This is a genomic window from Myxococcus sp. AM010 (assembly GCF_013372585.1).
Lineage (GTDB): Bacteria > Myxococcota > Myxococcia > Myxococcales > Myxococcaceae > Myxococcus > Myxococcus vastator.
In genome coordinates, this window is record NZ_JABXEO010000072.1 from 1 (window position 1) to 21,354 (window position 21,354).

A 21,354-nucleotide genomic window follows, 5' to 3' on the forward strand; every position below is an offset into this window, starting at 1 on the left:
GGGTGGGCGTGGGGCGCGGCGTGGGCGCCGGAGTCGGGGTCGGAGCGGCAGTGCCGGGCGTCGATGCCGGGCGCCGGATGACTTCGACCGCGGGAATCACCCGCCGTGTCTTCCTGTCGTTCACAGTCGTACGTTACCTGGTGCGAGTTTTCCGGGCATGCCCGGCTTCACGGCTGGAGGGATGCTGAAAGGTCGACCTTCCATCCGGACGGTTCACGGACCATCCGGACCTCGTGAGAGTTGCCTCCCGCGCGCACGAGCACTGTCGCCACGTCTCCCTCCTCCCGGACCAGCGAGACCTCCGTAACATCCGGAGGCGGAGGGACATTCGCGAAGAAGAGGGCCAGGGGCTCCGGCTTTTCTTCACCACCGGAGGCTGCGCCTACCACCTGCGCCCGCTGCGCCAGCGCGTCCTGGGTGGGCTTGGACAGCGCGCCCCACGCCTGCTGCAGCTCCCCTCGCTTCACCAGCCGGTGGAAGGACGTGTAGGCGTCCTGCGGGGTGCCGAAGCGCGGCCGGTTGCAGCCACCCAGGCCCAGCACCAGGACCAGCGCTACCAGCCAGGGCATCGTCGCGGAGAGACGCATGGGGACAGGGGTTTAGGTCAAAGCGTCGCCGGGGGAAAGCCCGAGGTTCGGACATGTCACGCGGCGTGCTGATGGACGCGATTGCGGCCTGCTCCCTTGGCCGCATAGAGGCAGGCGTCCGCAGCCCGCAGCAGCGCCTCCACGCTCGGGAGGTCGCCCGAGGGCACCGTCGCCACGCCCAATGACGCGGTCAGCCGCACGCACTGCGGCTTGCCACTCCCCCCCCACATGCTCCAGCTCCAGGGCGGCGATGGCGTCGCGCATCCGCTCGCAGACCCGGAGCGCGTCCGCGGGGCCCGTCTCCGGGAGCAGGGCGATGAACTCCTCGCCGCCGTAGCGCGCCAGCAGGTCCACCTCCCGCAGCCGCGCCCGCGCCGTCTGGGCCACGGCCTTCAGTACGTGGTCCCCGAAGGGGTGCCCGAAGCTGTCGTTGATGCGCTTGAAGTGGTCGATGTCCAGCATCACCAGGGACAGGGGCGCCCCATAACGCCGAGAGCGGGCGAACTCGTCATTCAGCCGCTCCTCCAAGGCGCGCCGGTTCGACAGGCCGGTGAGGGCATCCGTGCGGGTGAGCGTCAGCAGCTCTTCGCGCCGCGCCGCCAACTCCTTGTTGGCGCGGTCCAGCTCCCGGTTCTTCTCCACCAGCGCGTCCTGCAGCGCCTTCAGCCGCAGCATGGACTTCACGCGGGCCGACAGCTCGAGCATGTCGAAGGGCTTCACGAGGTAGTCGTCCGCCCCCAGCTCCAGCCCCTCCACCTTCCCCGCGGCCTGCCGGGCCGTCATGAGAATCACGGGGATGAAGCCAAAGCCGTCCTCACCCGCGTTCGCCTTGACGATGCGGCACACCTCCACGCCGCCCAGCCCCGGCATCTCCACGTCCATGAGGATGAGGTCGGGGCGGGACTCCCGGATGGCGGACAGCGCCTGGGCACCGTCATGCGCCTCGGTGAAGACGTACCCGTGAGGGGCCAGGCCGTCGCGCACGTGCCGGACATGCACCGGGTCATCGTCCGCGATGAGCACCGTGCGGCCACTGAGTTCCCCTCCGAGCGGGGCACGGCGGGCGACCTCCAGCGTCCTCTTCCGTTCGCCATCCGCCATGAATGTCTCGCCCCCGGTGCGGTCATCCCGCGGTGCGGGGTTGCCCGCCATTCTCACGGCCCGTGCCTGGGATGCAAGCGGCTCGGCGAGCGCCCGTGGCGCCGACGTCAGGCAGGCTTCAATAGCCGCGCCCGGTACACAGGCTCGCCGCTGGCCAGGTAGCGGCGCTCACGCGTGGAGGGCACCTCCTCCGGGTCATAAGGATGGAAAACGCCTGAACCCAGGGGGTTCTTGAAACCAGCGGATTCCAGGATGGTGAGCATCGTCACGCCGCGGTCCTGGACATCGGTGCGCATGTCGAAGAGTCCGCCCGGTGCGAGCTTGCCGTACAGCAGCTCGGCGAACGCGGGCTGAATCACGGCGCGCTTGGCGTGGGAGCGCTTCCACCAGGGGTCGGGGAACTGGAGGTGGATGGCGGCGAGCGAGTCGGGCGCGAAGATGCGGGGCACGATGGAGCGGGCATCGGCTTCGATGACGCGCAGGTTGCGCAGGCCCGCCTTGTCGCCGCGGTCCTGGGTGTCGCGCGCGTACTTCTTGCGCCACTCGAAGGCGACGAAGCGCACCTCGGGGTGGCGGCGGCAGTACTCCAAGGCGTGGCCGCCGACGCCGGAGCCGATCTCCAGCTCGAGCGGTCCGCTGAAGCCGAACTCGGCGTCCCAGTCCGGCGGGGTCTCCAGCGTGACGAACTTGAGGCCGACGGGCTCGGGGAGCAGGCGAGGACGGGTCATGGGCGGGCGCCACCAACCATGGCGACGACGGGTTTGGCCAGGGAAAAACGCGAGGCCTGGAGTATACGGGAGCCCATGAAGGTCTTCCCTGCGGTGGCGGACGCGGGCCGAGCGCTGGCCGGACAGGCGCTCGCGCTGGGCAACTTCGACGGTGTGCACGTGGGCCATCAGGCCCTCTTCGCGGAGGCGCGTCGCCACGGGCGGGCCGCCGCCTTCACCTTCAATCCCCACCCGGGCAAGGTGCTCCAGCCGGAGCTGGCGCCGAAGCTCATCACCCTGCTGCCGCGCAAGCTGGAGCTGTTCGAGGCGTGCGGACTGGACGCGGCGGTGGTGCAGCCCTTCTCGCGCGAATACGCGCGCACGCCGCCCGCGGACTTCGAGGCCGCGCTCTTCGACGCGCTCGGCGTCGCGCACGTCGTGGTGGGCAGCGACTTCACCTACGGCGCGGCCCGGCGCGGCACCGTGGAGACGCTGCGCGAGGCGGCGGCTCGGCGCGGGGCGACGGTGCACGTGGTTCCGCCCGTCACGGTGGATGGCGTGGTGGCGTCGTCGTCACGCGTGCGCGAGTACATCCTGGAGGGGCGCGTGTCCGCGGCGCGGCGGCTGCTGGGGCGTCCCTTCGACCTGGACGGCACGGTGGTGACGGGCGCGGGGCGGGGACGGGGCATCGGCTTCCCCACGGCGAACGTGGACACGCAGAATGAGCTGCGCCCCGCACCGGGAGTCTACGCCATCCGCGTCCAACTGCCGGGCGAGTCAAAAGGCACCTGGCATGGCGGCGCGGCGAACATCGGTGTGAAGCCCACCTTTGGCGGCACGGAGGTGACGATCGAGGCGCACCTGCTCGACTTCACCGGCGACCTGTACGGCAAGGAGCTGCGCGTGCAGTTCCTTGAGCGCCTGCGCCCCGAGCAGCGGTTCGGCTCGGTGGTGGAGTTGACGGGGCAGATCAAGCGTGACGTGGAGGCCGCGCGCGCCGTGATTGCTCGCGCGGAGGGCTGAGCAATTTTCCCGTGTCCGTTCAATGGGTTGTGAGAGCAGGGGAGCAGGCGAGGGCGCCTTGACGCGCGCGCGCGGCTCCCCTCTAATTCGCAATCAGGAACCGTGCCATGGGGTGTGAGTCACCCGGGCACCGCTCCCGCGTCTTTGAGCTCGGAGGCGGGCCCCCGCCCGTTTCTTTCTTCTTCAAGGAAGAGGCATCAACGAATGTCCGGTCGACTCGGTGAACTGCTGGTTCGCGAGAACCTCATCTCCGTGCAGCAGCTGCGCAAGGCCCAGGAAGAGCAGCAGAAGAACGGCACGCGCATCGGCACCGCGCTCGTCAAGACGGGCGCCATCGAGGAGTCGAAGCTGACCGACTTCCTCTCCAAGCAGTACGGCGTGCCGGCCATCAACCTGAAGGACTTCGACGTCGAGCCGGACATCATCAAGCTGGTGCCGAAGGAGGTGGCGGAGAAGCACCTGGTGGTGCCCGTCAATCGCGCGGGGCCGTCGCTCATCGTGGCCATGTGCGACCCGTCCAACATCTTCGCGGTGGACGACCTGAAGTTCCTCACCGGCTACAACATCGAGACGGTGGTCGCCTCGGAGGTCTCCATCCGCGAGGCCATCGAGCGCTACTACGCGGAGAAGGGCCCGTCGCTGGAGGACATCGTCGGCGACGTCGATGACGACATCGAGGTCACCAAGGAGGAGACGGAGAACATCGATGAGATGGCCAAGGCCGCGGACGACGCGCCCGTGGTCAAGCTGGTGAACCTCATCCTCATGGACGCCATCAAGAAGCGCGCGTCCGACATCCACGTCGAGCCGTACGAGAAGGACTTCCGCGTCCGCTTCCGCATCGACGGTGTGATGTACGAGGTGATGCGCCCGCCGATGAAGCTGCGCAACGCGATTACGTCGCGTTTGAAGATCATGGCCTCGCTGGACATCTCCGAGCGGCGCCTGCCGCAGGACGGCCGCATCAAGATCAAGATGGGCGGCGGCAAGGAGATGGACTTCCGCGTGAGCGTGTGTCCCACGCTCTTCGGCGAGAAGGTCGTGATGCGTCTGCTCGACAAGAGCAACCTCCAGTTGGACATGACGAAGCTGGGCTTCGACGCGCAGCCGCTGGCCTGGTTCAAGGAGGCCATCGACCGGCCCTACGGCATGGTGCTGGTGACGGGCCCGACGGGCTCGGGCAAGACGACGACGCTGTACTCGGCGCTCGCAAGCCTCAACGGCCTGGACACCAACATCTGCACCGCGGAGGACCCGGTCGAGTTCAACTTCGCCGGCATCAACCAGGTGCAGATGCATGACGACATCGGCCTGAACTTCGCCGCGGCGCTGCGCTCCTTCCTCCGCCAGGACCCGGACATCATCATGATTGGTGAGATCCGTGACTTCGAGACGGCGGAGATTGGCGTGAAGGCGGCGCTCACGGGCCACCTGGTGCTCTCCACGCTGCACACCAACGACGCCCCGGGCACGGTGAGCCGCCTGCTGAACATGGGCATCGAGCCGTTCCTCGTGACGGCGTCGCTCAACCTCATCCTCGCCCAGCGTCTGGCGCGTCGGCTGTGCCCGGCGTGCAAGAAGCCGGCGGAGAACGTGGACGAGCAGGCGCTCATCGACGCGGGTGTGCCGCCGGACAAGATTGGCACCTTCACGATGTACGAGAAGGTCGGCTGCCGCGACTGCAACGACCGTGGCTACCGGGGCCGCGTGGCCATCTACGAGGTCATGCCCTTCTGGGACGGCCTCAAGGAGCTGGTCATCAACGGCGCCTCCGCCGCGGAGCTGAAGCAGGAGGCCATCCGCCTGGGCATGAGCAGCCTGCGCATGAGCGGTCTTCGCAAGATGATGGACGGCGCCACCACGTTGGAAGAGGTGGTGGGAAACACCGCCCCGGACCGCTTCTAATCAACCTCCCCCACCGCACTCCCGCTGAAGGACATCCCCCCCGTGGCCAACCTGCACCAGCTCCTCAAGGCGATGGTCGAGAAGGGCGCTTCCGACCTCCACATCACCACCGGCTCTCCGCCGCAGCTTCGCGTCGACGGCGAGCTCGTCCCCTTGAAGACGGCGCCGCTGACTCCGGTGGAGACGAAGCAGCTCTGCTACTCCATCCTCACGGACGCCCAGAAGCACAAGTTCGAAGAGGACAACGAGCTGGACCTGTCCTTCGGCGTGAAGGGCCTGTCACGCTTCCGCGCCAACATCTTCATGCAGCGTGGCGCGGTCGCCGCGGCGTTCCGGACCATTCCCTTCAAGATTCTGACGTTCCAGGAGCTGGGGTTGCCGCCGGTGGTGGCGGAGCTGGTGAAGAAGTCGCGCGGGCTCATCCTGGTGACGGGCCCCACGGGCTCGGGCAAGTCCACCACGCTGGCCTCGATGATCGACAAGATCAACACCGAGCGTCATGAGCACATCATGACCATCGAGGACCCCATCGAGTACCTGCACCCGCACAAGAACTGCCTCGTGAATCAGCGCGAGGTGGGGGCGGACACGCGGAACTTCAAGACGGCCCTCAAGTACATCCTTCGCCAGGACCCGGACGTGGTGCTCGTCGGTGAGCTCCGCGACCTGGAGACGATTGAGGCGGCGCTCACCATCGCGGAGACAGGCCACATCTGCTACGCGACGCTCCACACCAACAGCGCGGTGCAGACCATCAACCGCGTGCTGGACGTGTTCCCGCCGTACCAGCAGCCGCAGGTCCGCGCGCAGATGTCCTTCGTGCTGGAGGGGGTCATGAGCCAGGCGCTGGTGTCAAAGGCGGGCGGCCCTGGCCGCATCCTGGCGCTGGAGGTGATGGTGCCCAACCCCGCGATCCGGAACCTCATCCGCGAGGACAAGGTCCACCAGATTTATTCGTCCATGCAGGTCGGCCAGGCGAAGTTCGGCATGCAGACCTTCAACCAGGCCCTGGCGGCGCTGCTGCTGCGGCGGCTCATCACCCAGGACGAGGCCTTTGGGCGTTCTACGGATCCTGATGAGCTGCGCAACATCCTGGCCACGGGCGGTGGGACGCTGCCCGGGATGCAGCGGCCAGGCGGGGGAGCGGGTGGTCGTTAGTTCCGGGATTCGGAGATCAACGGTTAGAGTGGCGCGGCACCCGCGGAGGTCCAGCTCATGGCAGCCCCAGCAGTGAAGTCGGCATCAGCTCCCAAGAAGGTCACCGCCCAGTTCCTTTGGGAGGCGAAGACCAAGAGCGGGGAGTCCAAAAAGGGTGAGATGGAGGCGATGGACGTCGAGGCCGTCAACGCGCGCCTCAAGTCCCTGGGCCTGAACCCCGTCAAGGTGCGCAGGAAGGGCCTGCTGGATGGGGACATCTCCATCCCTGGCCTGGGCGGCGTCGAAGGCAAGGACATCCTCGTCTTCACCCGTCAGTTCGCCACGATGATCGACGCCGGCCTCCCGCTGGTGCAGTGCCTCGACATCCTCGCGAGCCAGATGGACAACCCTTCCTTCAAGAAGGTGCTGTTCGCCATCAAGGGCAAGGTGGAGCAGGGCAGCACCTTCGCGGACGCGCTGAAGGAGCACCCCAAGGTCTTCGACGAACTCTACGTCCAGCTCTGCGCCGCGGGCGAGGTGGGCGGTATCCTCGACGCCATCCTCAACCGGCTCGCGGCGTACCGGGAGAAGAACGAGAAGCTCAAGTCCAAGGTGAAGAGCGCGATGACCTATCCGGTCATCGTCATCCTGGTGGCCATTGGCGTGACGGGCGTGCTGCTGATGAAGGTGACGCCCGTCTTCGAGAAGATGTTCGCGGACTTCGGCTCGGAGCTGCCAGGCCCCACGCAGATGATCGTGAACTTCTCGCACATCGCGCAGGACTACTTCTTCCATGCGGCTGCGTCGATTACCGCGGTGGTGATGTCCTTCACGTGGAGCTACCGGCAGCCGCGTGGCCGGAAGTTCTGGGACAAGGTGTTCCTCTTCATGCCCGTCTTCGGGCCTGTGCTCCGCAAGGTGGCCGTGGCCCGGTTCACCCGCACGCTGGGGACCATGATCTCCTCCGGCGTGCCCATCCTGGACGCGCTGGACGTCACCGCGAAGACGGCAGGTAACCGGACGGTGGAAGACGCCATCATCTACGTCCGCGGGAAGATCGCCGAGGGCAAGAACATCGCGGGCCCCCTGGCGGAGACGAAGGTGTTCCCGTCCATGGTGGTGCAGATGATCGGCGTGGGTGAGGCGACGGGTGCCATGGACACCATGCTCAACAAGATCGCCGACTTCTACGACGACGAGGTGGACGCGGCCATCAACAGCCTCACGGCGATGATTGAGCCGGTGCTGATGGTGTTCCTCGGCGGCGTGGTCGGTGGCTTCCTCATCGGCATGTACCTGCCCATCTTCTCGCTTGCCGGCGCCATCCAGTAGCGCTGTTGTCGTAGTCGGGCGCCCCCAGGAGGGGGGCGCCTTCAGGTCGCGGCTCGTATGGCTCGTGCTGTTCCGCACGGTGGCCGCGAGCCTGTCGCTCGTCATCACCCTCGCGCGGCTGCTCCTGCAGCCCACTCAGGAGCTGAGCCGGGCTGATACCCTGTCGCTCGCGGTCATCGTCGTCGCGTACGTTTCGACGCTGGTGGTGGGGCTGAGGCTGCGGCGCGGGCGTGGAGGGCTGAGTGATGCCTGGGTCCAGGTCGCTGGCGACGTGGTCATCGCCACCGGGCTGGTCTACCTGAGTGGCGGCGCGGACTCGCCCCTGACTTTCCTCTACAGCCTGTCCGTCATTGGCGCGGCTGTCGTCTTGGACCGGCGCGGGGCGCTTTGGGCTGCCGCGGCGTCCACGCTGTGCTTCGCCGCGCTGGTCGTGGGAGCACGGTTCCTGGGAGATGCTCCTGGAGGACTGATGCCTCCGACCCGGGTGATGTTCGTCCTGGGAAGCAACTCGCTCGCATTGGGGCTCATCGCTGTCCTCGCGGGCTACCTTTCGCGTCAACTCTCCGTGGCTGGTGGCGCATTGTCCGCTCGAGAAGCGGACCTCCACCGATTGGGGCGGCTTCAGCAGCAGATCCTCACCTCCATGCCTTCGGGGCTTGCGACGTGTGATGCGGAGCGCCGCATCACGTACGTCAACCCCGCGGGCTGCACCATCCTTCAAGTGGAGACTGCCAGCGTCGTCGGGACAGAGGTCGAAACGCTCCTGCCTGGAGTATCGGGCCTGGCTCCGCGGTCTCCTCGCAGTGAGCTGGTCGTGGGGCAGGGGGCGAAGCGGCGCATTCTGGGGTTGTCGGTGACGCCGCTGGATGGCGAGCCGGGGGCCTTGTTGATGGTCTTTCAGGACCTCACGCAGCTTCGCCGGATGGAGAATGACCTGAAGCGGGCGGACCGGCTGGCGAGCCTGGGAGCGCTGTCCGCTCAACTGGCGCATGAGTTGCGCAATCCACTGGCCTCCATGCGCGGCTCGGCGCAGTTGCTGGCGCAGGATGCGCAGGACGGTGTCTCACAGAAGCTCACCAACATCCTGATGCGGGAGTCGGACCGGTTGGCGAGGCTCGTCGAGGAATTCCTGCGCTTCGCACGGCCTCCAATGCCCGTGTTGCAGGTGGTTCCCCTCGCGACGCTCGTGACGGAGACCGTGGACATGCTCCGCGTGGACCCGCTGGCACGTGATGTCCGGGTGGAGGTCAGCGCGCCTGATGCGGTGGCGGTCGCGGTTGACCCGGATCAGCTCCGGCAGGTCCTCATCAACCTGGTGCGAAACGGCTTCCAGGCAGCAGGTCCGCGAGGTCACGTAAAGGTCGCGCTGACGCGAGACGAGAATGAGGCGAGAATCCGCATCTGGGACTCGGGGGGAGGGATTTCGGAGGAGATGATGGGGCACTTGTTCGAGCCGTTCTTCACCACACGCGATGGCGGCACGGGGCTGGGGCTGTCCACCGCGCACTCCATCATCCGGGCCCATGGTGGCTCCATCCAGGTTCGCTCGAATCGCGACGAGGGCACTGAGTTCATGGTGGGGTTGCCGCTATGACGTCGGCCCCGGGAGGAGACCTGGGAGCGCGCGGCCACATCCTCGTGGTCGACGACGAGCTGTCCATGCGCGAGTACCTCGAGCTGTTGCTCCAGAGGGAGGGATACTCGGTGACGAGTGTCGCGGGCGTGAAGGGCGCGTGTGACGTGCTGGCCCAGGACGGGGTGGACCTGGTCATCTCCGATTTGAAGTTGGGCACGGGAAGTGGCCTGGATGTGCTGCGCGCCGCCCGGGCCCGTCCCGCATCTCCGGAAGTGGTGCTCATCACTGCCTATGGCACTCCTGCGGCAGCGGTGGAGGCGATGCGCGAAGGCGCCTACGACTACATCTGCAAGCCCTTCGACAACGAGGAGATGCGGCTGCTGGTCCAGAAGGCCCTGGAGAAGCGCTCGCTCCGGCAGGAGAACAGTGGCCTCAGAGCGCGCCTGTTTCCTGGCTTGGATGGGGCCGTGGGGCAGAGCGCCCGGATGCAAGCGGTCTGGGCCCTGGTGGAGAAGGTGGCTTCCGGGCGGAGCACCGTGCTGGTGATGGGCGAGAGCGGCACGGGCAAGGAACTGGTGGGGCGCGCCATCCACATGCGCGGCAGCCGGGCCGCGCGACCGTTCCTGCCCTTCAACTGCGCCGCGCTCAATGAAGGCACGCTGGAGAGCGAACTCTTCGGACATGTGAGGGGGGCCTTCACGGGGGCGACCTCGGACCGCTCGGGGCTCCTCGTGGCGGCGGGTGACGGCACCGTCATGCTGGATGAAGTAGGGGAGATGCCGCTCGCCACACAGGTGAAGCTGCTCCGGGTGCTCCAGGAGCGGAAGGTGAAGCCGGTGGGCAGCGCCGTGGAGATTCCGTTTCAGGCGCGCGTCATCGCGGCGACCAATCGGAGGCTCGAAGCCGAGGTGAAGGCCGGTCGCTTCCGTGAGGACCTCTTCTACCGGCTCAACGTGATTACAGTGGAACTGCCGCCACTGCGTGAGCGTGCTGGCGACATCTCGCTGTTGGCGAAGTACTTCCTGTCGCGAATGGCGGAGGAACTGGGGCGCCCCGCTCTGCGCTTCGCCCCCGAGACACTCGCGTTGCTGGAGCGCTACCCGTTTCCGGGCAACGTCCGGCAGTTGCAGAACATGGTGGAGCGGGCCGCGACCCTGTCCGATTCGGACCTCCTGAGCCCCTCGACGCTTCCCCCAGCCGTGCGGGGCGATTCAGACCCCGCCGTGCGGACCCTGGAAGGAGGCGAACCAGGGCTGGGCGCGGGCTTCAACCTGGAGCGACACCTCGATGAGAGCGAGCGTCGATACCTGATGGCGGCGATGAAGCAGGCCGGAGGGGTGAAGACCCGCGCCGCGGAACTCCTGGGCCTTTCATTCCGTTCCTTCCGCTATCGGCTGGCCAAGCACGGGCTCACCGATGACGTGGAGCCGGGGGGGCCGGCGGATGCGTAGGCTGATCGACAGTTCTCGTCAGCGTCACTGCCGAATTTTGTCAGCCCTGGACCCATCCGCCACGGGGGCTTCCTCCAAGCTTTGAAAATCTGGGGCCTTGGCGGCCTGAGGCCGGTTGGCATGCTCGGTGCTAGTGTTCACGGCGGGCGCAGTGCCCCCCGTTGCAACCTTCCTCGAGGATCCCCCATGCGCGTCTCGCGATTCAACCCCCGCAACCGTGGCTTCACGCTCATCGAGCTCATGATCGTGGTCGCCATCATCGGCATCCTGGCGGCCATCGCCATCCCGAACTTCATCAAGTTCCAGGCCCGCTCGAAGCAGTCCGAGGCGAAGACGAACCTCAAGGCGCTCTTCACCGCGCAGAAGTCGTTCTTCTCTGAGAAGGACCGTTACTCGAACTTCGCCAACGAGATCGGCTTCTCGCCGGAGCGCGGCAACCGCTACGGCTACATCCTCAGCGTGGGCTCTGGTGAGGCGGAGCTGCGCGCGGCTGCGGACATTGCTCCTGCTGCGGACGGCATCTCCTCCATCTCCTATGACGCCTTCCGCTTCGGCGGGACGGCGGCGGCGCCGACCTTCGCGGTCGCGAACTTCGCCGCGGTTGGCTCTGGTGGCTGGGATGGCACCACGTTCGGCGTGCAGCAGGATTGCCCGAACTGTAACTTCCTCGCTGGCGCGTCGGGCAACGCCGACAACGAGGCGGGCCTGGACAACTGGGTGATCGCTGGCTTCGAGGGTGATGGTTCGCTGTCGGCCTGCTCTGAGGATTCCACTGTGTCCTCCGGTACGCCGTACAACGACAATAACGACGTGGCCTGCGACGAGTAGTCTCGCCTGACGTGGAATGAGCAGTGGCCTGTCCACTGTTCTTCGGGCCGCCTTCCTGCGTAGGGAGGCGGCCTTTCGCTATTCTGGAACCCCATGTTACTCACGCGGCTCGTGGTGCTGGTGCTGGCGGTGTGCTCCATCGCCTTGATGGCGGAGAAGCCGGCCAGGCCTTTGCGGACCCAGGATGGTCCCATCCTTCCTCGCAGGGAGTTGCTGGAAGTCCTAGGCGCGGCGCAGAAGCCGCTGCTGGCGGACTTCTACTGGCTCCAGGCCATTCAGCAGGTGGGGCGCGCCAACACCGCCACCGAATACCGGGACGTCTATTTCTATTCGGACCTGGCGACGGACCTCGACGCGAAGTTCCGGTACGTCTACGAGTGGGGCGCCATCACCACCCCTTTCAACCTGGGGCGGGAGCAGTGGGTGAACGTGGACCTGTCGTCCCGGTTGCTCACCAAGGGGCTGGCCGCGTTCCCAGATGACCGCCGGTTCCTGTTCCAGCTTGCCTACAACAAGATGACGTACGACAGGGAGTACAAGGCCGCCGCCGACCTGCTCATGCGTTTGTCGAAGCTCCCTGATACGCCGCCCCATCTGCCCCAACTCGCGACGCGTCTCTACGCCCAGGCGGGTCACTTCGACATGGGCCTGCAGATGGCGCAGATGCTGCTAGACGGCGCGGAGGACGAGGAGTCGCGTGCGTTCTATGTGCACCGTATCAAGGAACTCCTGCGTGAGCGGGTCCTGACCCAGATTGACGCTGCCATCGAGGCGTATCAGAAGGAGCATGGGGAGCGCCCGAAGGCGGTCCCTGTCCTAGTCAGCACGGGGTTTCTGAAGCAGATGCCCATGGACCCTTTGGAGGGGCAGTTCTTTATCGACAGGCGTGGACGCGCACGCTCGACATCAGGGCTCTACAGGTTGGAGATGTATGACCACGCGAAGAAGCAAGAGTTGAGGGAAGACCTCGCGGCAGGGGGAATCCAGCTTGATGAGGCGGAGGATTCACCATGACGGCGGCACCTGCTTCGAGTCTCCCTGTATCTATCCGTGGGCTGTCCAAGACGTACCGGGTGGGCTTCTTCCTCAACAAGCACGTCAAGGCGCTTCAAGGGCTGGACCTGGAGATTGCGCCCGGGCAGGTCTACGGGTTGCTGGGGCCGAACGGCGCGGGGAAGTCCACCACGATCAAGATTCTCATGGGGCTGGTCCGGGCCTCCGAAGGACAGGCACTGCTCTTTGGCGAGCCGCCCGACCGGCCCCATGTCCGGCGACAGGTGGGCTTTCTTCCTGAGAACCCTTCGCTCTACGAGTATCTCACCGGGCGGGAGTTCGTAACGCTTGCCGGCCGCATCTTCGGTCTGAGCGGCCATGAGCTCGACCAGCGCGTGGATCGGGTGCTCGGCGAGGTGGGAATGGGCCGAGCCTCCGACCTGCAGATTCGCCGCTACTCCAAGGGCATGGTGCAGCGCACCGCGCTGGCCCAGGCGCTCATCAGCGGGCCGCGCCTGCTCGTGCTGGATGAGCCCACCTCCGGCTTGGATCCCCTGGGCCGCAGACAGATGCGCGACCTCATCCTGGCCGAGCGGGAGAAGGGGACGACCATCCTCTTCTGTACCCACATCATCTCCGACGTCGAGTCCCTCTGTGACCGCGTGGTGGTGCTGGTCGGCGGGCGGCGCGTTCAGGAAGGGAGCGTGCAGGAGCTGGTGTCCGCGAAGGCGCCCTCCGTGGAGATGGTCGTGCACGGGCTTCCTTTGGAACAGCTCCAGTCGCTGGGGTTCACGTACGAACAGGCGCAGCAGTTGGACAGCCGGGTCCTGCTGCGCGTACCGGACGCCGACTCGCACGGCCTGCTTCAGGCCGTGCTCAACAAGGGAGGGCGCGTGAGCCGGGTGCAGCCCGCGCGCTTCTCGCTGGAGGACCTCTTCCTGGACGCGATGAAGCAGGCCGGTGGGCAGACGGTGGGAGGGGAGATCCAGTGATGGGTGCCTTCGCCGCCATGGCGTGGAACGGGTTCCGCGAGGCGCGCCGCAATCGGGTGACGGTGCTTGTGGCTGCCTTCGCGCTCTTGCTGCTCTTCGCCACCACGCTCATCACCGAGGTCACCGTCAGCACCTTCGACAGGGTGGTGACCGACTTCGGACTCGGGGTGATGAGCCTGCTGCTCGTCTTCCTCTCCATCTACCTGTCGTCCGGCCTCATCAGCCGTGAAATCGAGCGGCGGACCATCTTCTTGATGGTGTCCAAGCCGCTGTCCCGGAGCCGGTTCCTGCTGGCACGGCTCGCGGGCAACATGCTCACCCTGGGGGTGTTGCTGGTGGCCATGACGCTGCTGTTCTGGGTGGAGCTTGTCCTGCACCGCTCGCCCATCACCCAGCCGCAAATGGCCGCCTTGTGGGGGCTCTACCTGGAGCTGTTCGTCCTCACCAGCGCGGGGTTCTTGATGTCCACGTTCTCCAGCCAGCTCGTCTCCGCGCTGGTGACGACGGGGCTCTACTTCGCGGGCCACCTCTGCTCGGACATCTACAACCTCGGCGTGAAGTCCAAGGTCGAGTTCGTCCAGTGGGTCAGCAAGGCCACCTATTACGCGCTGCCCAACCTGGAGCGGTTCAACTTCCGGCCACGTGCCACGTATGCCATCGATGTGACGGCCGTTGAGCTGGGGACCGCCACGCTCTATGCATTGGGCTGGGGGGCGTTCTTCTGCGTGCTGGCTTCAATCGTGTTCGAGCGGCGCGACTTCCGCTGAAGCTCGGGTAGGATGCGTCCTCTGTGACGCACTCCTCCCTCCCGGGATACTTCGGGCCCCTGTTCGCCGTGTTCCTGTTCGTGCTCGGCCTGTGCGTGGGCAGCTTCCTCAACGTCGTCATCGCGCGGGTGCCGCTGGACCAGAGCATCGTGCGTCCGGGCTCGCGGTGCCCCAAGTGCGGGCACGTCCTGGCCTGGTACGAGAACATCCCGCTGTTGTCCTGGCTGGCGCTGCGGGCGCGCTGCCGGGGGTGCCGCACCCCCATCTCCGTGCGGTACCCGTTGGTGGAGTTGCTGACGGGGCTCCTGTACTTCGCGTGCCTGCGACGCTTCGGTTGGACGTACGAGCTGGTGCCCGCGTTGGTGCTCGTGTCCTTCCTCGTCCCACTCGCCTTCATCGACCTGGACCACTGGATTCTGCCGCTGTCCATGACGGTGTCGGGCATGCTGGCGGGGCTCATCCTGGCCATCCCGCTGGGGACGGAGGCCTTCCGTGACGCGCTGATTGGCGCGACGGTGGGATTCCTGACCTTCCGGATGATGGAGTACATCGGCTGGAAGGTGTTCCAGCGCGAGGCGCTGGGGGCGGGGGACAAGTATCTCGTGGCCCTGCTCGGAGCGTTCCTGACCTGGCGCGCGCTCTTGGGCGTGTTGCTGTTCGCATCCATGCAGGGCGCCGTGGTGGGCATCCTGATGTTGCTTCTGACGGGCCGGGCGGGCCCTCGTGCGGAGGACGCGCCCGAGGAGCCCGAGGGCGAGCCGGCTCCGCTCACGATGACCTGGGAGTTCACTCAGCCAGGGCTTCCGCTCTGGAAGCGACTGTTGCTGGTGCCATTGTGCCTGTTGGTCCAGCCCATCCCCGACGCGCCCCTGGATGAAGAGGGACAGGAGGAGGACTGGGTCCCGGAGCGCACCAGCATTCCATTCGGGCCCTGGCTGGCGCTCGCGGGGCTGGAGCTGCTGCTCCTGGGGCCCTGGCTGTCACGGGTGTTGCCCGCGGACATCGCCATGATGCTGGGCGGCCTGCCGTGAGCACGGCGGGGATGCGATGAAGTGGCGGATTGCCAGCGTCGCGTTCCTGCTGGGCTCCGTGTCGACAGGCCTCACCTGGTTGTCCGTCCAGCCGGTGCTCCTCCGACTGCTGGACGCACTCCGCCGGTGGGTGCCCGAAGGAAGCACGGAGCACGAGGCGCTGATTCGCCTCCGGAGCATTCTTCCCTGGGTCCTGGGATTGGACCTCGTCGCGCTGACGGTGCTCGCCTACGTGGTCCTGGACCTGATGGTGGGACGTCCCTTGCGCCGTACCGAGGCGGTGGTCGAGCAGTTCGGTCGATTGGAGTTGGAGCCGCGCCTGGTGCCGACGTCGGGCGGAACATTGGTATCGCGCATCCAGCGCGCCCTGCAGCGCATGGCGGAGGCACTGCGTGAGGAGCAGGCGCTCACACGCGCGCAGATGGCATCCCTGCGTGAATCCAATGCCCAACTGGCGCGCACGCAGACGGAGCTGATTGCCTCGGAGCGGCTCGCCACGGTGGGCAGACTGGCCGCAGGCGTCGCGCACGAGGTGGGTAATCCGTTGGCGGGAATTCTCGGCTACGTGGCGCTGGCGCAGACCCAGGCGGACACGCCCGAGCTGAAGGACTTCCTGGAGCGCATCGACCACGAGGTCCAGCGCATCGACCGCATCATCCGGGGCCTGCTCGACCTGGGACGTCCTGGCACCACCTCGCTCGATCCGGTGGAAGTGGGCGCAGTGGTGGAGACTTGCGTGCGCCTGGTTCGTGCCGCACCCGAGCTGACTGGCGTGACGGTGGCGCTGGAGCTGGAGCCAGGGCTGCTCGCACGCGCGGACCCAGGTCCGCTCTCGCAAATCGTCATCAACCTGTTGCTGAACGCCGCCCAGGCCATGGGCGGGCAGGGGTGCGTGCGAGTCGCCACGCGACAGGTTTCGGACGAGGTTCGCCTGGTCGTCGAGGATGGTGGAACCGGCATCCCCGAGGACGTGATGCCTCGCCTGTTCGAGCCCTTCTTCACGACCAAGGGGCGCGAGGGAACTGGACTGGGACTGGCGGTGTCCCAGCGTCTGGCGCAGGTCATGGGGGGGCGGCTCGAAGCAGAGAATGTTCCGGAGGGCGGCGCCCGCTTCACGGTGCGTCTGCCCGTACCCTGAGGAAAACGCGCGTGACGTCAGGGCGGAAGCTATCGGCGCCCTCGCGGGTGCGCGATGATGTGTCAAGACGGCCATGCCCCTCTTCCGCACCATTCTCGTCGCCGATGATGAGCCCTCCATCCGGCACATCCTCACCTTGGTGCTGACCGGCCATGGCTATGAAGTGCGCGCGGTGGCCGACGGCGAGGACGCGCTGAAGGAGCTCAACGCGCGTGACTACGACGTGCTGCTCTGTGACGTTCGCATGCCGAAGAAGGACGGGCTCTCCGTGCTGCGCGAGGCCCTGGCGGCGCATCCCGCACTGACGGCCGTGGTGATGAGCGCCTACGGCTCGCAGGAGCAGGCACTCCAGGCCGTCGCCGCTGGCGCGTTCGACTACGTCCAGAAGCCCTTCAAGCCGGATGAAATCGTCTTCGTCCTTCGCAAGGCGGAGGAGCGTGAGCGGCTGCTCCGTGAGAACCGGCGCCTGAAGCAGGCGAGCCTGCCATCCACGCCCGAAGGCCACATCCTCGGAGAGAGCCCCGCCTTGCACGCGTTGCTGCGCCAGGTGGCCCGGCTCGCACCCGTCGACACGACCGTGCTCATCAGCGGCGAGAGCGGCACGGGCAAGGAGCTCATCGCGCGGGAGCTGCACGTGCGCAGCCCTCGCGCACCGATGTCCTTCGTGGCGCTCAACTGCGGCGCCATTCCCTCTGGGCTCATCGAGAGCGAGCTGTTCGGCCACGCGAAGGGCGCCTTCACGGACGCGCGCACCGCGAAGCGAGGCCTCTTCGCGGAGGCGGATGGCGGCACGCTCTTCCTGGACGAAGTGGGAGAGCTGCCACTGTCCGCCCAGGTGAAGTTGCTGCGCGTCCTCCAGGAGGGGGAAATCCGCCCGGTAGGGGAGAACCGCGTCGAGAAGGTGAACGTTCGCGTGGTGGCCGCCACTCTGCGGGACCTGTCCCGGCTGGTGGCGAAGGGAGAGTTCCGCGAGGACTTGTACTACCGCCTGAACGTCGTGAACCTCCGAGTCCCGCCGCTGCGGGAGCGGCGGGAAGACGTGCCGCTGTTGGCGCGGACGTTCATTGCTCGCTTCAACCGCGAGCTGAATCGGGAGCCTCCCGTCGCGGGGCTCTCCGCGGAGGCCGAGGCGCTCCTGACGGGCTATGCGTGGCCGGGAAACGTCCGCGAGTTGGAGAACGCCATGGAGCGTGCCGTCCTGCTGGCGGACGAGGCGCTCATCCTGCCGACGAACCTGCCCGAAAGGCTGTGGGCGGCCCCCCCACCCGGACAGCAAGGTGCGACGCCGCAGGGGGGGGCGGTGCTACAGGATGGTGGCGACCTGTCACTCAAGCGCGCCATCCGGGAGATGGAGGAGTCCTACATCCGAGCCGCCCTGAGGAAGACGAAGGGCAACCGCACGCGGGCGGCGGAGCTGCTGGACATCAGTCACCGGGCGCTCCTCTACAAAATCAAGGAGTACGGCATCGATCCGGATGCCGAGGCGGAGCGGGGCTGAGGTGCGGGATCGGTCCAGAAGTCGGACGGAGCGGCCGGCATTTGACGGAACGCGCCGGAGGCCGGAAAATCGGGCCTCCGCGACGGTGTTGAGGGGCCCGGCGCAGTAGGTGGTGCGCGGCTCCCGTCCGTCCGGAGGGCAGGCGGGCTCCAGGCACTTTTTAGGAGGGGTTGACGGCCAGTGCTACGCTGGCCGCCTCTCGACGGAGTCAAGCATGGCGAAGGGCAAACTGGTACTCGGCCTGGATATCGGATCGACGTCCATCAAGATGATTCTGCTCAAGGAGCAGCGCAAGCGCGGCGAGGTCATCTACGCGCTGCAGAGCTTCGGGATGAAGCCGCTGCCCCCAGAGGCCATCGTCGACGGCGCGCTGATGAACTCCACGGCCATCGTCCAGGCCGTGCAGGACCTGATGTCCGAGCTGAAGGTGAAGGGCAAGGACGTGGCCATCGGCGTCTCCGGCCACTCGGTCATCATCAAGAAGATTCAGATGCCTCGCATGTCCCAGGACGAGCTCGAGGAGAGCATCCAGTGGGAGGCGGAGCAGTACATCCCGTTCGATGTGAAGGACGTGAACATCGACACGCAGATCCTCGACGGCGGCGGCAACGACGCCACGGGGCAGATGGACGTGCTGCTGGTGGCGGCCAAGAAGGACATGATCAACGACTACACCACGGTGGTCTCCGAGGCCGGCCTGGCCCCGGTGGTCGTGGACGTGGACGCCTTCGCCGTCCAGAACATGTTCTCCGTCAATTACGACGTGCCGGACCGCGAGACGGTGGTGCTCATCAACGCGGGCGCGTCGGTGGTGAACATCAACATCATCTCCAACGGCGCGACGGTCTTCACCCGCGACGTCACCATCGGTGGCAACCAGTTCACCGAGGAGATTCAGAAGCAGCTGAACGTCTCCTACGAGGAGGCCGAGGCGCTGAAGATTGGTGGCAACGGGGTGGACGCGGACGCCGTCGTGCCGCAGGACGTCGAGCGGGTGCTCTCCAGCGTGGCCGAGCAGGTGGCCGGTGAAATCCAGCGCTCACTGGACTTCTACGCGGGCACCGCCGCCGACTCGAACTTCAGCAAGGTCTACCTGTCGGGTGGCACGGCGAAGATTCCCGCGCTGTTCAAGACCATTGAAGCGCGCACCGGCGTGCCGGTGGAGATCCTCAACCCCTTCCGCAAGATTGAAGTGGACAACCGGAAGTTCGACCCCGCGTTCATCATGGACGTGGCGCCCATGGCCGCGGTGGCCGTGGGACTGGCGCTGCGGCGCCCGGGCGACAAGCTGGCCTGACCGGACCCCCACTGGAGACGACGCACATGATGATTCGCATCAACCTGCTGCCCGTCCGGGCGGTGAAGAAGCGCGAGATGGGCCGGCAGGTGCTGGTCCTCTTCGCCGTGGTCCTGGTTGGCGCTGCCGTGGCCAACTACGCCTGGTACGACAATCGCGACACGGAGCTGGCGTCACACCGCCAGGGCGTCGCGACGGCCAAGGCCAAGATCGCCGAGTTGGAGAAGATCATCGGCGAGGTGAAGAACATCAACACCCGCAAGGCCGAGGTCGAGAAGAAGCTGGCCGTGCTGGACTCGCTGCGCAAGGGGCGCAACGGGCCCGTTCGGATGCTGGACGCGCTCGCCTCGGCCACACCCAAGAAGGTGTGGGTGAAGTCGTTCGTCGAGGCCAAGAACATCGTGTCCATCGATGGCTCCGCGGTGAGCCATGACGAGGTCGCGGAGTTCATGCGAGGGCTCAACAGCGTCGTCTGGACGCCCAAGGGAATGGGCCGGCTGGTGGACGAGCGGCGTGAGACCAAGACGTCCCGGGTGGAGTTGTTGACCGCGGAAGCGACCATCGAAGAGTTCCCCCAGACACAGGTCACTCCGTTCTTCACGGGCATCGACTTGAAGAACGCCACGCAGGGCAAGTCGACCGAGTCCGGTGCACCCGCGCTCGTCGACTTCAAGATCTCCCTGAAGTCCAACTACGCCATCTGAAGAAGGCCGTTCGCCATGGACAAGTACCTGGATCAATTCGTCAAGGCGCCACCGGCCATCAAGTTCGGTGGCCTGGCCGCCGTCGTGGTCGCGCTCACGGTCGCCAACTTCTTCATGTTCATCCAGCCTACGGAGGAAGCCATCAAGGCGCAGGTCGCGCAGCGCCGGAAGCTGGACATGGAACTGGCCGACAAGAGCGAGATCGCCCAGAACCTCAACGAGCGTCGACGTGAGATGGACGTCCTCGAGCAGAAGCTCTCCGAGGCGCTGACGGAGCTGCCCGAGCAGCGCGACATCGAAGAGCTGCTCGCGCAAATCAACGACATCGGCAAGAAGAGCGGCCTGCAAATCTCCAGCGTGACGCCCGACAAGGAGTCCGTGGGCGGGGGCGAGTTCTTCGCGCGCATCCCCATCAAGATGACGGTGAGCGGCAACTACCATGAGATCGCCATCTTCCTTCAGGAGATGGCGAACATGCGGCGCATCGTCAACGTCAACAACATCAAGCTCGATTCGGCCACGCTCAAGAACGAGAAGGTCGTTCTTCAGAGCAGCTTCCTCGCGACGACGTTCCGGTTCGTGGAGCAGAAGAACCTCCCCGCTGCGGACGCGAAGACCAAGAACGCCAAGGCGAAGAAATAAGAAACTTGATCCGCCCGAGAAGTAGGGCGACAAGGGGATTGAGGATGAAGACGTTCAAGGCCACCATGACCACCGCGATGCTCGCCTTGGCGCTCGCCGCGTGCGACGAGACGCCCAGCCCGGCGCCGAAGGCCGCGAAGCCCAAGGCGGCGGCGGCAGCGCCGGTGAAGGAGTCTCCCGTGGAGGCCGTGGCCCAGACCGCACCGGCCTACGCCTACACGTACAACCCGGTGGGCAAGCGCGACCCGTTCCGAAGCCCCATTGAAGACCTGGGGCCGGTGAACGCCAATCCGGTGTCCGCCTGCAGCGAGCCGCTCTGCGCGTTCGACCTGGACCAGCTGAAGCTGGTGGCGGTCGTCACGGGTGATGCGAGTCCAATGGCCATGGTTGAAGACCCGGCGGGCCGGGGACACATCGTGCGCCGCAACACCCGGATGGGGCGCCAGGGCGGCAAGGTGACGCAGATCCTTCGTGATTCCGTGACAGTCACTGAGGTGTTCTCGGGCAACGGCGAGATCATCAAGAATCCAGTGATGTTGCAGCTGAAGCCTGATGCGAAGAAGGACCCCGCCTACAACATGATGACGGGCAGGAATTTCGGAGAGTAGCGCCCTCCAAGGCGCTCCCGCGGGCGGTGGCCCGCTT

General features: G+C 66.4%; 19 protein-coding genes and 1 pseudogene. 17 read left to right on the forward strand and 3 right to left on the reverse strand.

Annotated features, from left to right (window positions below; translation table 11 throughout):
- Positions 1-167 precede the first annotated feature (167 nt).
- The 3 genes and pseudogenes from HV826_RS27180 to HV826_RS27190 form a co-directional block, all read right to left on the reverse strand.
- On the reverse strand, positions 168-587 hold the full coding sequence (locus HV826_RS27180; RefSeq protein WP_163786696.1) for a hypothetical protein: 420 nt from the start codon (positions 585-587) through the stop codon (positions 168-170).
- 56 nt (positions 588-643) lie between these two features.
- Positions 644-1,688, reverse strand: a pseudogene (locus HV826_RS27185) (diguanylate cyclase).
- Between the two features lie 107 nt (positions 1,689-1,795).
- Entirely contained in the window at positions 1,796-2,416 is a 621-nt protein-coding gene (locus HV826_RS27190; protein ID WP_176419887.1) for a tRNA (guanosine(46)-N(7))-methyltransferase TrmB, read from the reverse strand.
- 75 nt (positions 2,417-2,491) lie between these two features.
- On the opposite strand from HV826_RS27190, the gene HV826_RS27195 reads away from it, so the two are divergent.
- From HV826_RS27195 to HV826_RS27275, 17 genes are all read left to right on the forward strand, one after another.
- On the forward strand, positions 2,492-3,418 hold the full coding sequence (locus tag HV826_RS27195) for a bifunctional riboflavin kinase/FAD synthetase (RefSeq protein ID WP_176419888.1): 927 nt from the start codon (positions 2,492-2,494) through the stop codon (positions 3,416-3,418).
- A 204-nt stretch (positions 3,419-3,622) separates the two neighbouring features.
- Entirely contained in the window at positions 3,623-5,323 is a 1,701-nt protein-coding gene (pilB, locus tag HV826_RS27200) for a type IV-A pilus assembly ATPase PilB (protein ID WP_176419889.1), read from the forward strand.
- A gap of 42 nt (positions 5,324-5,365) precedes the next feature.
- Positions 5,366-6,481 (forward strand): type IV pilus twitching motility protein PilT, encoded by a 1,116-nt coding sequence (locus tag HV826_RS27205; RefSeq protein ID WP_163784639.1) that lies wholly within the window; start codon positions 5,366-5,368, stop codon positions 6,479-6,481.
- Positions 6,482-6,538: 57 nt separating this feature from the next.
- Positions 6,539-7,792, forward strand: coding sequence for a type II secretion system F family protein (locus HV826_RS27210; RefSeq protein ID WP_176410983.1), 1,254 nt, complete (start codon positions 6,539-6,541; stop codon positions 7,790-7,792).
- Positions 7,793-7,856: 64 nt separating this feature from the next.
- Positions 7,857-9,386, forward strand: coding sequence for a nitrogen regulation protein NR(II) (locus tag HV826_RS27215; protein ID WP_368671000.1), 1,530 nt, complete (start codon positions 7,857-7,859; stop codon positions 9,384-9,386).
- Positions 9,383-10,819, forward strand: coding sequence for a sigma-54 dependent transcriptional regulator (locus tag HV826_RS27220; protein WP_176410985.1), 1,437 nt, complete (start codon positions 9,383-9,385; stop codon positions 10,817-10,819). The genes HV826_RS27215 and HV826_RS27220 overlap by 4 nt, the downstream gene beginning before the upstream one ends.
- Before the next feature lie 186 nt (positions 10,820-11,005).
- Positions 11,006-11,647 carry a type IV pilin protein PilA gene (gene pilA / locus HV826_RS27225; RefSeq protein ID WP_176410986.1) on the forward strand — a complete coding sequence of 214 codons (642 nt, stop codon included), beginning with the start codon at positions 11,006-11,008 and terminating at the stop codon, positions 11,645-11,647.
- A gap of 93 nt (positions 11,648-11,740) precedes the next feature.
- Complete coding sequence (locus tag HV826_RS27230; protein WP_255217441.1) at positions 11,741-12,661, forward strand: ABC transporter; 921 nt, start codon at positions 11,741-11,743, stop codon at positions 12,659-12,661.
- Positions 12,658-13,632: an ABC transporter ATP-binding protein gene (locus HV826_RS27235; RefSeq protein ID WP_176410987.1), complete on the forward strand. Its 975-nt coding sequence runs from the start codon at positions 12,658-12,660 to the stop codon at positions 13,630-13,632. Before HV826_RS27230 ends, HV826_RS27235 begins: the two co-directional genes overlap by 4 nt.
- Positions 13,632-14,399, forward strand: a complete 768-nt coding sequence (locus tag HV826_RS27240) for an ABC transporter permease (RefSeq protein WP_176410988.1) — start codon at positions 13,632-13,634, stop codon at positions 14,397-14,399. The genes HV826_RS27235 and HV826_RS27240 overlap by 1 nt, the downstream gene beginning before the upstream one ends.
- A 23-nt stretch (positions 14,400-14,422) precedes the next feature.
- Positions 14,423-15,430 (forward strand): A24 family peptidase, encoded by a 1,008-nt coding sequence (locus HV826_RS27245; RefSeq protein WP_176410989.1) that lies wholly within the window; start codon positions 14,423-14,425, stop codon positions 15,428-15,430.
- A gap of 16 nt (positions 15,431-15,446) precedes the next feature.
- Complete coding sequence (locus HV826_RS27250; protein ID WP_176419890.1) at positions 15,447-16,568, forward strand: sensor histidine kinase; 1,122 nt, start codon at positions 15,447-15,449, stop codon at positions 16,566-16,568.
- A 73-nt stretch (positions 16,569-16,641) separates the two neighbouring features.
- Positions 16,642-18,066 (forward strand): sigma-54 dependent transcriptional regulator, encoded by a 1,425-nt coding sequence (locus tag HV826_RS27255; RefSeq protein WP_176419891.1) that lies wholly within the window; start codon positions 16,642-16,644, stop codon positions 18,064-18,066.
- A 214-nt stretch (positions 18,067-18,280) separates the two neighbouring features.
- The gene (pilM, locus tag HV826_RS27260; RefSeq protein WP_176410992.1) at positions 18,281-19,363 is read left to right on the forward strand and encodes a type IV pilus assembly protein PilM; all 1,083 of its coding nucleotides are present in this window, start codon (positions 18,281-18,283) and stop codon (positions 19,361-19,363) included.
- A gap of 26 nt (positions 19,364-19,389) precedes the next feature.
- Positions 19,390-20,067 (forward strand): PilN domain-containing protein, encoded by a 678-nt coding sequence (locus HV826_RS27265; protein ID WP_176410993.1) that lies wholly within the window; start codon positions 19,390-19,392, stop codon positions 20,065-20,067.
- Positions 20,068-20,082: 15 nt separating this feature from the next.
- Entirely contained in the window at positions 20,083-20,709 is a 627-nt protein-coding gene (locus HV826_RS27270) for a type 4a pilus biogenesis protein PilO (protein ID WP_176410994.1), read from the forward strand.
- A gap of 44 nt (positions 20,710-20,753) precedes the next feature.
- Complete coding sequence (locus HV826_RS27275; RefSeq protein WP_176410995.1) at positions 20,754-21,317, forward strand: pilus assembly protein PilP; 564 nt, start codon at positions 20,754-20,756, stop codon at positions 21,315-21,317.
- Positions 21,318-21,354 lie beyond the last annotated feature (37 nt).

What these genes read in the sequence shown, in the direction of transcription:
- HV826_RS27240 (WP_176410988.1), top strand. Translation starts at nt 13,632, where the DNA reads ATGGGTGCCTTCGCCGCCATGGCGTGGAACGGGTTCCGCGAGGCGCGC.
- HV826_RS27275 (WP_176410995.1), top strand. Translation starts at nt 20,754, where the DNA reads ATGAAGACGTTCAAGGCCACCATGACCACCGCGATGCTCGCCTTGGCG.
- HV826_RS27210 (WP_176410983.1), top strand. Translation starts at nt 6,539, where the DNA reads ATGGCAGCCCCAGCAGTGAAGTCGGCATCAGCTCCCAAGAAGGTCACC.
- pilA (WP_176410986.1), top strand. Translation starts at nt 11,006, where the DNA reads ATGCGCGTCTCGCGATTCAACCCCCGCAACCGTGGCTTCACGCTCATC.
- pilM (WP_176410992.1), top strand. Translation starts at nt 18,281, where the DNA reads ATGGCGAAGGGCAAACTGGTACTCGGCCTGGATATCGGATCGACGTCC.
- HV826_RS27255 (WP_176419891.1), top strand. Translation starts at nt 16,642, where the DNA reads ATGCCCCTCTTCCGCACCATTCTCGTCGCCGATGATGAGCCCTCCATC.
- HV826_RS27265 (WP_176410993.1), top strand. Translation starts at nt 19,390, where the DNA reads ATGATGATTCGCATCAACCTGCTGCCCGTCCGGGCGGTGAAGAAGCGC.
- HV826_RS27250 (WP_176419890.1), top strand. Translation starts at nt 15,447, where the DNA reads ATGAAGTGGCGGATTGCCAGCGTCGCGTTCCTGCTGGGCTCCGTGTCG.
- HV826_RS27195 (WP_176419888.1), top strand. Translation starts at nt 2,492, where the DNA reads ATGAAGGTCTTCCCTGCGGTGGCGGACGCGGGCCGAGCGCTGGCCGGA.
- HV826_RS27220 (WP_176410985.1), top strand. Translation starts at nt 9,383, where the DNA reads ATGACGTCGGCCCCGGGAGGAGACCTGGGAGCGCGCGGCCACATCCTC.
- HV826_RS27180 (WP_163786696.1), bottom strand. Translation starts at nt 587, where the DNA reads ATGCGTCTCTCCGCGACGATGCCCTGGCTGGTAGCGCTGGTCCTGGTG.
- HV826_RS27270 (WP_176410994.1), top strand. Translation starts at nt 20,083, where the DNA reads ATGGACAAGTACCTGGATCAATTCGTCAAGGCGCCACCGGCCATCAAG.
- HV826_RS27230 (WP_255217441.1), top strand. Translation starts at nt 11,741, where the DNA reads ATGTTACTCACGCGGCTCGTGGTGCTGGTGCTGGCGGTGTGCTCCATC.
- HV826_RS27190 (WP_176419887.1), bottom strand. Translation starts at nt 2,416, where the DNA reads ATGACCCGTCCTCGCCTGCTCCCCGAGCCCGTCGGCCTCAAGTTCGTC.
- pilB (WP_176419889.1), top strand. Translation starts at nt 3,623, where the DNA reads ATGTCCGGTCGACTCGGTGAACTGCTGGTTCGCGAGAACCTCATCTCC.
- HV826_RS27235 (WP_176410987.1), top strand. Translation starts at nt 12,658, where the DNA reads ATGACGGCGGCACCTGCTTCGAGTCTCCCTGTATCTATCCGTGGGCTG.